A 12,123-nucleotide genomic window follows, 5' to 3' on the forward strand; every position below is an offset into this window, starting at 1 on the left:
CACCCGCACCGCGCGGCAGGCCCGCGCCCTTGCCCCGGCCCGGTGGGGGCGCCATACTGGCCGCAGCGGGTGCACCAGACGCCTGCACAGGAGACCAGCGCGTGCGTTCTTCCGCCACCACCCCGCCCCTTGTCGCATTGCGACAGGCCCGCCAGCACCTGCTGGAGTTCGGCCAGTGCCCCAGCGGCCTGCTGGACGAGCGCCTGGCCCGCTCGTGGAGCCGCAGCATGGCCGCTGGCCTCGCGCCCACGGGCCGGGCACCGGGCGTGGAGCACGCGAGCAGCGGCACGCTGCGCCATGCGCTGGCCAGCAACCCCGAGCTGCTGGCGCATTCACGGCCGGTGATGGAATACCTCTTCGAGCAGGTGCGCCACAGCCAGAGCGTGGTGGTGCTGGCCGACCGGCGCGGCATGCTGATGCACACGCTGGGCGACCCGGGTTTCGTGGGCAAGGCCGAGCGCGTGGCGCTGACGAGCGGCGCGTCGTGGCACGAAGCGCACCGGGGCACCAACGCCATCGGCACCGCGCTGGCCGAGTGCACGGCCGTGGAGGTGCACGGCGGCGAGCACTTTCTGGAGCGCAACAGCTTTCTCACCTGCGCGGCCTCGCCCATCCTGTCGGCCACCGGCGAGCTGCTGGGCATTCTCGACATCTCGGGCGACTACCGCCAGGGGCACGCGCACACGCTGGGCCTGGTCAGCACCGCGGCCCGCATGATCGAAAACCGCCTGCTGGCCGCCGCCTGCAAGCGCAACATCCGCCTGCACCTGCACCGCGACCCCGAGGGCATCGGCAGTGTGGCCGAAGGCATCGTGGCCGTGTCGGGCGACGGCTGGATCGTGGGCGCCAACCGCGCAGCCCTGGCCCAGCTGGGCCTGAGCGCCAGCGATGTGGGCGCCACCGAGCTCGAGCGCGTGGTGGATGTGCGGCTGGATGACCTGCTGTCGCACCACCAGCGCCGCCCGCAGCAGCCGCAGGCCGTGCGCCTGCCCGGCGGTGCCCTGCTGTTCGCGCAGGTGCAGATGGACCCCGCGGCGTGGCCGGGCACCGCGCTGGCGTCGGCCCGCGGCGCAGTCGCAGCCCCCGAGGCCGCAGCACCGGCACAGGCCGTGGATGCCCTCGCGCAGCTGGACACGGGCGATGCGCGCTGGCGCAGCGCCGCCGACAAGGCCCGCCGCGTGGTGGGCAAGCCGATCCCGGTGCTGATCCAGGGCGAGTCGGGCGTGGGCAAGGAAGTGTTCGCCCGCGCGCTGCACGCCAGCGGGCCGCGGCGGGACGGCCCTTTCGTGGCCATCAACTGCGGCGCCATCCCCGAGAACCTCATCGAGGCCGAGCTGTTCGGCTATGTGGGCGGCGCCTTCACCGGCGCGCGCAAGGAGGGCAGCGCGGGCCGGCTGCGCGAGGCCCACGGCGGCACGCTGTTCCTCGATGAAATCGGCGACATGCCCCTGGCCATGCAAACCCGCCTGCTGCGCGTGCTGCAGGAGCGCAGCGTGACGCCGGTGGGCGCCGGCAAGTCGTACACGGTGGACTTTGCGCTGGTGAGCGCCACGCACAGCCAGCTGATGCAGGCCGCCGAACAAGGGCGCTTTCGGCAAGACCTGTACTACCGCATCAACGGCCTGACGGTGCAGCTGCCCGCGCTGCGCGAGCGCACCGACTTCCTGGCGCTGACGCAGCAGCTGCTGAGCTCGCTGGCCACACCGACCACAGGACCCAGCCCCTGCCCCGGCCGGCCGCGCAGCCTGCAGCTGGCCCCCGACCTGCTGGCCCGCCTGGCGCGCTACCCCTGGCCCGGCAACCTGCGCCAGTACGCCAGCGTGCTGCGCACCGCCTGCGCCATGCTCGACGACGGCGAAGACACGCTGCGCTGGGACCATCTGCCGGACGACCTGGCGCAGGCGCTGGCGGCGCAGGAACAGAAAGAGGAACACGCACACGCAGGCAGCGGGCCCACGGCCTGGCCCACCGGCCCGGCCACCGCAGACGACGACGGCCCCCCGCCCGCGCCACTCAACCTGCGGCAGCTGTCCCACACCGCCATCGACCAGGCGCTGCAGTCCACCCGCGGCAACATGTCCGAGGCCGCGCGCCGCTTGGGCATCAGCCGCCAGACGCTGTACCGCAAGCTCAAGAAAACGCCGGGGTGAGTGGGGCAGCGGGGCTTGCGGAAGAAGCGGCACCGGAGACCTGCAAGCGCGGTAGCGCGGCGACCGCCAGCGGGCGCGTGGTGCGGCGGGCCGGGGCGTACTCGGATGCGCTTGCAAATAGCTACTGTTTTGATAGCTGGTTAGGGCTTATCCAACGATGGGCCTACAACTCGGCATTCTGAACCACCGTGTTGTCGCTCCGTGCACCATCCGGCCGAGTACCGACTTTTCGGTTCGTCTGCTCAACTGAGCGCCTGGGCCACCCTGCCTGCCTGCTCAGGACATCGCCTGCCGCGTCCAGCAACTGGGCAGCCGCGCAGAGATCCCGCAGCGGGCGCTGACTCGCCGCTAGATCAATGCCTTTTTACCTCTACAGCTTCTGTTTGAGATTCGCGACTTCTATGGTGTCTCTGCCGTAGTTCGAACGTGGGCACTGTATTGCACACTGCGCTGAACCAGGGTGGTGGGGTTACCGGTCTTCTGGTCAATGATGGGTTCATGTATAGGACAGGCCAATCGTTAATGGCAGATAAATAACCACTCCCTAGTTACTCACCCTTTGGACAAGTCGGCATTGTGGATGTGGAGTTGCACTCAGGAGGGATGTTGTGAAAAACGGCATCCTGACCTGCCCATACCTTGCCTAAAGCGTGCGGCTCGTCGATAAGCCACATAATCTCTGCGCCCCCTTCGAGATCCACCACTGGGCTCTCACCCAACAAAGATTTTGGCTCAACCCGGTAAAGCCGAACAAAGGCCGGATCCCGGAAGTTAATATGAACCATACGCTGCCATAGTGATGGGCGATGAAATTCCAACTCATAAACTCGATGAGGACTATAATGGACCGATTGAAATTGCGACCGCGCAAAGTAACAACCCATCAAAATTGCAAAGGTCGCAAAAAAGATCCAAAAAACTTTTTGTTTTTTTAAATATCTCAAACAATCCTTAGTTTAATATTTTTAAATTAAAAAATAGTCACCATGAATATTTTATGGTTTGGGGCAAGCGTACCCTATGCAAGTCAGAAACCACCACAAAATCCCCTCCCCGACCATGCTGTTCGCGCCATAACCTGAAGTGCTTGTTATGGACCAAGTAGGTACGCCCTCGCACTTCCTCAATATCCGTAGAATTGACAAATCTCGGCGTCGTAAAAACATCTAGAGTAAACCGAGGAGTCCGTTCTACGCCTTTAAAACCCCAAAAACCAAGTGGCTGAGACAGGAATAAATCATCATTAAAATCATATGCATCTTTTAGATAAAATCCGAGCTCATCTATTTCAATGGAAAATTTTGTACTACTATCAGATGTGACAATGCCTGAGACCGCTACCTTCAGCGTAGATTGTCCCATTGCGGCATAAAAGTCATCCATAGGATCACTAAGTGCCCCTATCGGCTCTTTATTAACCTGGCAAATATTGTCGATTTCTTTGACCGACTAAGATTCCCAAAGCGCCAGCAAGATTGTGATTTTCCAAAACCCTGCCTACTAATTCGCCCATGAAGCAACTCTAAACCGGCCTTACTCGACCAATTAGTTTGTAAATTACGCAAAGCGGTTTGCACCCTTGCAAATCCAAGCGCCCATTTCATCTTAATCAGCTTTTCGTCTAGCCTCTCTTCATGCAGTTGGTGCAACAGATAGGGAGGTTCCGTACTTCGTTTCATCTCCAGACTCATTTCGAACTTTGAACTTCTGAACCAGCGGTCCATCATTGCTGCCGCCACTGGCCAGCCCATTCGCGAGCGCATAACGTCCGGGATATCACTGAGTTCAAAGAGTGGCACAGAAGGCAATCTTTGCTCTAGTTGTGTTCGCAGTTTGGCCACATCTGTTTTAACAATTTCACTCACGAAAACATTCCCAGTGTAATAAACAATATGGGGAGCGATTGTTAAAGCATTTGCAGAATAATTCCGTTTCCAAAGGTGTTTGTTGTTACTCGGCGTAATTTCGAGGTCAAAACGAAATTAAATATGGCCGCAGATATTTGCCCGTGTGACTATTCTGGTTGGCCGCCAGGTCCTCCGGCGTGCCCACGCCCACCACGGTGCCGCCGCCCGCCCCGCCCTCGGGGCCCATGTCGATGAGCCAGTCGGCGGTCTTGATGACGTCGAGGTTGTGCTCGATGATGACGATGGTGTTGCCCGCATCGCGCAGCTGGTGCAGCACCTTGAGCAGCAGGTCGATGTCCGCAAAATGCAGGCCGGTGGTGGGCTCGTCCAGGATGTAGAGCGTGCGGCCCGTGTCGCGCTTGGAAAGCTCCTGCGCCAGCTTCACCCGCTGCGCCTCGCCGCCTGACAGCGTGGTGGCCGCCTGGCCCAGGCGGATGTACGACAGGCCCACATCCAGCAGCGTCTGCAGCTTGCGGGCAATGGTCGGCACGTCCTTGAAGAAGGCGGCGGCGTCTTCCACCGTCAGCTCCAGGATCTGCGCGATGTTCTTGCCTTTCCACAGCACTTCCAGCGTCTCGCGGTTGTAGCGCTGGCCGTGGCAGATGTCGCAGGGCACGTACACGTCGGGCAGAAAGTGCATCTCCACCTTCACTACGCCGTCGCCCTGGCAGGCCTCGCAGCGGCCGCCGGCCACGTTGAAGCTGAAACGCCCGGGGCCGTAGCCACGCTCCTTGGCGGTGTTGACCTCGGCCATCAGCTCGCGGATGGGGGTGAACAGGCCGGTGTAGGTGGCCGGGTTGCTGCGCGGCGTGCGGCCGATGGGGCTCTGGTCGACGTTGATGACCTTATCGAAGTACTCGATGCCCACGATCTCGTCGTGCGCGGCGGGCTCTTCGTGCGCGCGGTACAGCTGGCGGGCCACGGCGGCGTACAGCGTGTCGTTGACCAGCGTGCTCTTGCCCGAGCCCGACACGCCCGTCACGCAGGTGAGCAGCCCCACCGGAAAGTCCACCGTCACGTTCTTCAAGTTGTTGCCCGTGGCGCCTGCCACGCGCAGCGCCTGCAGGGCGCCCTGGCGCGCGTGGTGCTCGGCCATGCGTTCGGCGCGGCGCTTGCTGGCTTCGGTCTGCGGAAAGCGCGATTTGGCCTTGGCCTCCACCACCGGTGCAGCCTGCTCGAGCACCGGCAGCCAGGGCGTGCGGCGCGGGGGCACGGCAATCGAGCGCGCGCCCGACAGGTACTGGCCGGTGAGCGACTGCGTGTTGCCACGCACTTCGTCGTACGTGCCCTGTGCCATCACGCGCCCACCGTGCACGCCCGCACCGGGGCCCATGTCGATCACATGGTCGGCGGCGCGCATCATGTCTTCGTCGTGCTCGACCACGATCACGCTGTTTCCGATGTCGCGCAGGTGTTTGAGCGTGGCGATCAGGCGGTCGTTGTCGCGCTGGTGCAGGCCGATGCTGGGTTCGTCCAGCACGTACATCACGCCCGTGAGGCCCGAGCCGATCTGGGACGCGAGGCGGATGCGCTGCGCCTCGCCGCCGGAGAGGGTCTCGGCGCTGCGGTCCAGGCTCAGGTAGCTCAGGCCCACGTCGTTCAGGAACTGCAGGCGCGTGGCGATCTCGCGCACCACCTTGTCGGCGATCTCGGCCTTGGCGCCGGTGAGCCTCAGGTCGTTGAACCAGGCATGGGCGGTGTTCAGCGTGGCGTGGCTCACTTCAAAGATGGCACGGGCCTGCTCGCCCTCGCCCAGCCGCACGTGGCGGGCTTCGCGGCGCAGGCGGGTGCCGTGGCATTCGGGGCAGGGCTGGGTGCTGCGAAAGCGCGCCAGGTCCTCGCGCACCACCACCGAATCGGTCTCGCGGTAGCGCCGCGCCATGTTGGGGATGATGCCCTCGAACGGGTGCTTCTTGGCATACACCTTGCCCTTGGAGGCCCCGCTGTCCATGATGTAGCTGAAGGCGATTTCTTCGTCGCCTGAGCCGTGCAGGATGGCCTGCTGCACCGGTGCGGGCAGCGACTCGAACGGTGCCTCGATGTTGAACGCGTAGTGCTTGGCCAGGCTCTCGAGCATCGCAAAGTAGTAGCCGTTGCGCCGGTCCCAGCCCTTGATGGCACCGCTGGCCAGGCTCAGCGTGGGAAAGGCCACCACGCGCGCCGGGTCAAACACATCGCGCTGGCCGATGCCGTCGCACGCGGGGCACGCGCCCATGGGCGAGTTGAACGAGAACAGGCGCGGCTCCAGCTCCGGCAGCGAGTAGCTGCAGACGGGGCAGGCGAACTTGCTGCTGAACAGGTGCTCCTGCCCCGTGTCCATCTCCAGCGCCAGCACGCGGCCGTTGCCCTCGTGCCCGCCCACGCGCAGCACCGACTCGATGCTCTCGGCCAGGCGCTGCTGCAGGTCGGCCCGCACCTTGATGCGGTCGATCACCACGTCGATGTTGTGCTTCTCGGTTTTCTTGAGCGCGGGCAGGTTCTCGTGTTCGTAGATCTGGCCGTCCACCCGAAAGCGCACGTAGCCCAGCGCCTGCATCTGCGCGAACAGCTCGGTGAACTCGCCTTTCTTCTCGCGCGCCACGGGCGCGAGCAGCATGAGCTTGGTGTCTTCCGGCAGGGCCAGTACGGCATCCACCATCTGGCTCACGGTCTGCGCGGCCAGCGGCAGGCCGTGGTCGGGGCAGTAGGGCGTGCCGGCGCGGGCGTAGAGCAGCCGCAGGTAGTCGTGGATCTCGGTCACCGTGCCCACGGTGGAGCGCGGGTTGTGGCTGGTGGCCTTCTGCTCGATGCTGATGGCAGGCGAGAGGCCCTCGATCAGGTCCACATCGGGCTTGTCCAGCCGCCCCAGGAACTGCCGGGCATAGGCCGACAAACTTTCCACATAGCGGCGCTGCCCCTCGGCGTACAGCGTGTCGAACGCCAGGCTCGACTTGCCCGACCCCGACAGCCCCGTGATCACCACCAGCTGGTTGCGCGGGATGTCCAGGTCGATGTTCTTGAGGTTGTGCGTGCGCGCGCCGCGGATGCTGATGCGCTGCTCGCGCAGGGCGCGGGCGAGGTACGTGCCGTCATCAGGTGTGGCGGGTGACGGGGCGGTGTGGTCGGTCACGGGGAGGGGCCTGGTGCAGGAAAACCGACCATGATAGGTCACGGCACTCCTACCTGCGCGGGGGAGTCTTGAGATTGAGAAGGACGTAGCCTCCACCGCATCGACGCGTGTATCAACGCGATCCATCGGTGCATGGGCCGGACGAGAAAAGTAACACCTGTCATTTTTTTCTTGTGCGTGCAAGTGGATTCGCACATATTCACGCACAAAACCCGCCTGCACCCTTGTTTGCAAGCCCCGCAATACCTGTCCAGCTTTCATGCCCCTCCAAGATTTTTGCAGTCAGTCCGCAGTAGCACCTCAGTCCTTCACCGTCCAGCGTGAAGATCGCGAGCGGTTGGCCGGGCATGGCGGGCGCGTGATCTGGTTCACGGGGCTGTCAGGGGCTGGCAAATCCACTCTGGCCAATGCGCTGGACGTGGAACTGCACCGAACGGGGAAGCGCACTTACGTCCTCGATGGCGACAACATCCGGCGCGGCCTGTGCAAGGACCTGGGGTTTTCAGATGCGGACCGCGTGGAAAACATGCGCAGGGTGGCCGAGGTGGCGCGCCTCTTCGTCGACGCTGGCGTGGTGGTGCTGGTGGCTTTCATATCCCCGTTCCGCGCCGAGCGCCAGGCTGCACGCGAGCTGTTTGCCGATGGTGATTTTCTCGAAATCTTTGTGGATGTGCCCCTGGCCGTGGCAGAGCAACGTGATACCAAAGGCCTGTATCAGAAGGCGCGCAGCGGCCAGCTGTCCCACCTGACCGGCATCGATTCGCCCTACGAGGCCCCTACCGCGCCAAACTTGGTGCTGCGCACCGACCTGCTGTCGATCCCGGCGTGTGTGGCCCGCATGCTGGAGCTTCTGGAGGCCCGTCCGGCCCACCACTTTTCAGCGCCAAGCGGGTTGGAGCCTGTGCCGCGGAACGCTGACCGGGTACCTCTGCCATGACCATGCCGCGGGATGTTGCGAGCCTTCCCACCGACGAGCCCATGGTGCGTGGGCCGCTGTTTTCGCGCCTGGATATTCCGGTGCCGCTCGCCACGGTGCGGGCGGAGGTGTCACAGCTGATGGCGCGCGCCTGGTTGCCCCATGTCAACCGCGGTGACTACGACGGTGGGTGGGATGTGATGCCGCTGCGCTGCCAAAAGCAGCACGTCGACGCGCACCCGATCCTGCAGGGATTTTCCTTGGCCTCTGCGACCGACCTTTGGGACGATCTGCCAGCGCTGCAGCCGTGCACCGCCATTCGACAGCTGCTGGGCACCATCCGGTGCCCGCTCAAGTCCGTGCGGCTGATGCGGCTGCATGCGGGCGCCAGCATCCGGCCCCACCGGGACCACGGCCTTCACCTGGGCTGCGGCGAGGCCCGCCTGCACGTCCCCGTGTGGACGAACCCTGACGTGCACTTCATCGTCGCGGGCCACGAAATGCCCATGCACGAAGGCGAGATCTGGTACTTCAATGCCGATGAAGAGCACGAGGTCGTCAACAACAGCCGGGCCACGCGCACCCACCTGGTGATGGACTGCGTGGTCACACCGTGGCTGTTGGAGCGCATTCAGGAGGGCGCGCTCTGTGCATGAACTACGGCCGGCTTATCACGCCTTGCTCTGCTCACAGGCAGAGCTGGCGTTGTGCCGCCAGGCGCACTCGGTGGCTGGCCTGCTGGACGCGCTGCGTGCGCTCTGGGGCGTGGCCGAACAAACCGACGCATGGCTTGTGCAGGCCCTCGATACGCTCAACCGCGAGGCTCTTCCCGACGAAGTGGTGGCCCAGATGGCAGGGCTCTGGCTGCCGCACCGTTACCACGCGCGCAGCGGACGCCTGCACTGGTGCCTGCCCGACGGCCCGCCCACCGAACCTTTTCACGACGAGTACCTGAGCCGTTGCTGGCAACGCAGCGCGCTGGACCAGCTCGTCACGCCCCAGTCGTCTCTGCGCGCGTTGGCGGCCTGTGACGGGCGGGTGCCCAGGGCGCTGCCCGCGGGTTTCATTTTTCACCTGTCGCGGTGCGGCTCCACGCTGCTGTCGGGCTGCCTGTCGGAACTGGATGACGCGGTGGTGTTTTCAGAGTCTCCCGTGCTCACCGAGGTGCTGGTGGACCCCGCACTCAGTCCGCAGGACAGGCGGGCGCATCTCCAGTGCCTGATCGACCTGAAAGCGGGTCTGTTCCCCGGCCGCCGCATGGTCGTCAAATGGAATGCATGGGACATCTTTCAGTGGGATCTGCTGCGTGGCCTGTACCCCGCCGTCCCGGCAGTCGCGCTGGTGCGAGACCCTGTGGAGATCCTGGCATCCCACCACGCGCTGGCGGGTCGGCACATGTCGGGCGACCCCTCGCTGGCCTGGGTTGACCGGGTGTTCTCTACGTCCAAAGCAGCCTCGGTGCTGGAGCATCGCATAGGCGTGCTCGAAGGGATGATGCAGGCCATGGGGGCCCTCGAAGGGTCGCCCGCTCTGGCCCGCATCGACTACGCGCAGTTGGACGGCCAGACCATCCGGCAGGTGGCTTCCCTGTTCGGCCTGCGATGCGGTGCAGAGGACTGGTCGCGGATGGAGCAGCGGATGCAGAGCAACGCCAAGTTACCGGGCACCCGCTTTGCGCCTGACCGTGCCCGCAAGGCGGCGGTCTTCAGTGCGGACGAGAGCCTGAGCATTCGGCAGCGGCTGTCTGGATTGCACCGGTCGCTGGTGCCGCAGCCAGAGCAGCGCGCGCCGCAGCGGGAGGTGGCACATGCCTTGTGACATCGACAGCGAGGCGCCCGTGCGCACCCGCCTGAGCCATCCGGACGATGCTGCCTTTCTGTTCGCGCTCTTCGCCGCGAACTGCACGCACCTTCATGCGCTGGGCCTGCCCACCGCAGCCCTGGATGCGATGCTTGCACAGCAATACGCCTTTCGGCAGGCCGACTACCGCCGCCGCTTCCCTTCCGCCCAGACGCTCATCGCACTGGCCGACGAGACGCCTGTCGCCCAGATGATCGTCCACGACGACGGCACCGCCCTCCACATCGTCGACGTCGCGGTGGTGCCGCCTCTGCACGGGCGAGGGTATGGCGCGGCCATGGTCCGGCAAGTTCAAGCCCAGGCACACAGGGATCGTCGTCAATCGGTCACGTTGGCTGTGGACCCTCAAAACCAACGGGCGCTGCGCCTGTACCTGGCGCTGGGTTTCGAGACCGTGGAAACGCACCCGGTTCAATGGCGCATGGCTTGGCACCCCGGCATGTCTTCTGCGGACAGACCAGCGAGCGCGGGCCCCCTGTCAATCTTCCCCACCACGAAAGGCTGAAACAATGGCAAACCCTTACCTCGGCGAGATACGCCTGCTGCCCTATGCCTGGCCCCCCAAGGGCTGGATGCTGTGCCAGGGGCAGACGCTCGCCATCAACAGCAACCAGGCCTTGTTTTCCTTGCTGGGCATCACGTACGGGGGCAACGGCAGCACCACTTTCCAGCTGCCGGATCTGCGCGGACGCTCGATCCGGCATGCCACGCCAGACGAGCCGCCCGGCACGGTGGGGGGACAGGAGTCAGTCACGCTGATGTCGGGCCAGATGCCTCAACACGGCCACAACTTGATGGCCAGCACGGGCAATGGCAACTCCGCCACCTTCGCTGACGCCGCCGTGGCCTGCGCAGTGGCAGGCGGCAACCCTGTCAACCTCTACGCGGATGCTGCAAGTCCTTTGCAGGCCCTTGCGCCCGACTCGGTGAGCGCGCAAGGCGCAAGCCAACCGCATGACAACTGTCAGCCCTCGCTGGTGATGAACTACTGTATCGCCATCTCAGGGATTTTCCCTTCCCGCAACTAACTCATCGAGAGACCGATCATGGATTCCTATGTCGGAGATATCCGTCTTTTTGCCGGAAACTACGCGCCCCGCGGCTGGCTGCTGTGCAACGGTGCCGTGCTCAACATCAGCGAGTACGACACACTGTTCACGCTCATCGGCACGGCCTACGGAGGCGACGGGCAGAACACCTTTGCGCTGCCGGACCTGCGTGGCCGCGTGCCGGTGGGCCAGGGTACGGGACCCGGCCTGACCCCGCGGGTGCTGTCGCAGGTGTACGGCAGCGAGAGCGTCACGTTGTCCACGGCACAGCTGCCGCAGCACACTCACACGCTCAATGCCACTGCCGCGACCGCCACCAGCGCAAAACCGGAAGGCATGCTGCTCGCACAGACCGGCGCGGACAACCTCTACGGGCCCCTGCCCTCCAGCGGTCCACTGCCGGAAACCATGACGGCAAGTACCGTATCGGCCGCTGGCGGCAACCAGGCGCACGCCAACATCATGCCCACCATGGCCATGAACTACATCATTGCCTATGTGGGCATTTTCCCAAGCCGCAATTGAACTAGAAAGACCGTATGGAACAGTTCATCGGAGAGATCAGGGCATTCCCTTACAGCTTCCCGCCCAAGGATTGGGCCTATTGCAATGGTCAAGTCATGACCATCATGAGCAATACGGCCCTGTTCTCGATTTTGGGGGCGACTTATGGCGGAGATGGCAAAACCACGTTTGCTCTGCCCAATCTGCAAAGCCGCGTGGTGGTCGCGCCCGGCCAGGGCCCAGGCCTCAGCACGTGGGTGCTGGGTGAAATGCCAGGGACTGACAGCGTCACGCTGATGCCGACCGAGATGCCTTTGCACAACCATCTCATCACAGGCATGAACAATCCAGGCACTGAGCCGGCGCCCAAAGGCGACGCTTACCTGAGCCGCGATGTGCGCGGAGGCACTGGTGTCATCCAGTACATGCAAACGGGTGCAGCGCCCTCCACGCCCATGTCCTCCAACAGTATCGCTGTCAACGGCGGGACGCAGCCCCATGAGAATCGACAGCCCTTCCTGGTGCTGAGATATTGCATCGCGCTGCGGGGCGATTTCCCCGCCCGCAACTGACGCGGCCTCCCGTACACAGTACCAGTACGCCCTGTGCGCCCCGGCAACGGCCGGGT

9 protein-coding genes and 1 pseudogene are annotated in these 12,123 nt (G+C 64.3%); 8 read left to right on the top strand and 2 right to left on the bottom strand.

All coding sequences use genetic code 11. From position 1 onward, the window contains the following. Nucleotides 1-101: 101 nt before the first annotated feature. A complete protein-coding gene (locus tag ASF16_RS19690) occupies nucleotides 102-2,150 on the top strand; it encodes a sigma-54-dependent Fis family transcriptional regulator (protein ID WP_056171341.1) in 2,049 nt (682 codons plus the stop codon). A gap of 981 nt (nucleotides 2,151-3,131) precedes the next feature. Here the strand turns inward: ASF16_RS19690 and ASF16_RS25620 are convergent. Continuing rightward, nucleotides 3,132-3,913: pseudogene (locus ASF16_RS25620) on the bottom strand (DUF6402 family protein). A 208-nt stretch (nucleotides 3,914-4,121) separates the two neighbouring features. Beyond that, nucleotides 4,122-7,103 carry an excinuclease ABC subunit UvrA gene (gene uvrA / locus ASF16_RS19695; protein WP_200926947.1) on the bottom strand — a complete coding sequence of 994 codons (2,982 nt, stop codon included), beginning with the start codon at nucleotides 7,101-7,103 and terminating at the stop codon, nucleotides 4,122-4,124. Between the two features lie 322 nt (nucleotides 7,104-7,425). Here uvrA and cysC point away from each other — a divergent pair, with 322 nt between their 5' ends. The 7 genes from cysC to ASF16_RS19730 are packed head-to-tail and all read left to right on the top strand — an operon-like array spanning nucleotide 7,426 to nucleotide 12,067. After that, a complete protein-coding gene (cysC, locus tag ASF16_RS19700; RefSeq protein ID WP_082517048.1) occupies nucleotides 7,426-8,103 on the top strand; it encodes an adenylyl-sulfate kinase in 678 nt (225 codons plus the stop codon). Further along, complete coding sequence (locus ASF16_RS19705) at nucleotides 8,100-8,738, top strand: aspartyl/asparaginyl beta-hydroxylase domain-containing protein (protein ID WP_235507445.1); 639 nt, start codon at nucleotides 8,100-8,102, stop codon at nucleotides 8,736-8,738. The genes cysC and ASF16_RS19705 overlap by 4 nt, the downstream gene beginning before the upstream one ends. Nucleotides 8,739-8,760: 22 nt before the next feature. After that, a complete protein-coding gene (locus ASF16_RS19710) occupies nucleotides 8,761-9,900 on the top strand; it encodes a sulfotransferase family protein (RefSeq protein WP_156372142.1) in 1,140 nt (379 codons plus the stop codon). Next, nucleotides 9,890-10,447, top strand: a complete 558-nt coding sequence (locus tag ASF16_RS19715) for an N-acetyltransferase (protein WP_056171347.1) — start codon at nucleotides 9,890-9,892, stop codon at nucleotides 10,445-10,447. The genes ASF16_RS19710 and ASF16_RS19715 overlap by 11 nt, the downstream gene beginning before the upstream one ends. 4 nt (nucleotides 10,448-10,451) lie before the next feature. Continuing rightward, nucleotides 10,452-10,970: a phage tail protein gene (locus ASF16_RS19720; RefSeq protein WP_056171349.1), complete on the top strand. Its 519-nt coding sequence runs from the start codon at nucleotides 10,452-10,454 to the stop codon at nucleotides 10,968-10,970. An 18-nt stretch (nucleotides 10,971-10,988) separates the two neighbouring features. Then, nucleotides 10,989-11,516: a phage tail protein gene (locus ASF16_RS19725; protein WP_056171351.1), complete on the top strand. Its 528-nt coding sequence runs from the start codon at nucleotides 10,989-10,991 to the stop codon at nucleotides 11,514-11,516. 14 nt (nucleotides 11,517-11,530) lie between these two features. After that, complete coding sequence (locus tag ASF16_RS19730) at nucleotides 11,531-12,067, top strand: phage tail protein (protein WP_056171352.1); 537 nt, start codon at nucleotides 11,531-11,533, stop codon at nucleotides 12,065-12,067. Nucleotides 12,068-12,123 lie beyond the last annotated feature (56 nt).

Source organism: Acidovorax sp. Leaf78, assembly GCF_001422735.1.
Lineage (GTDB): Bacteria > Pseudomonadota > Gammaproteobacteria > Burkholderiales > Burkholderiaceae_C > Acidovorax.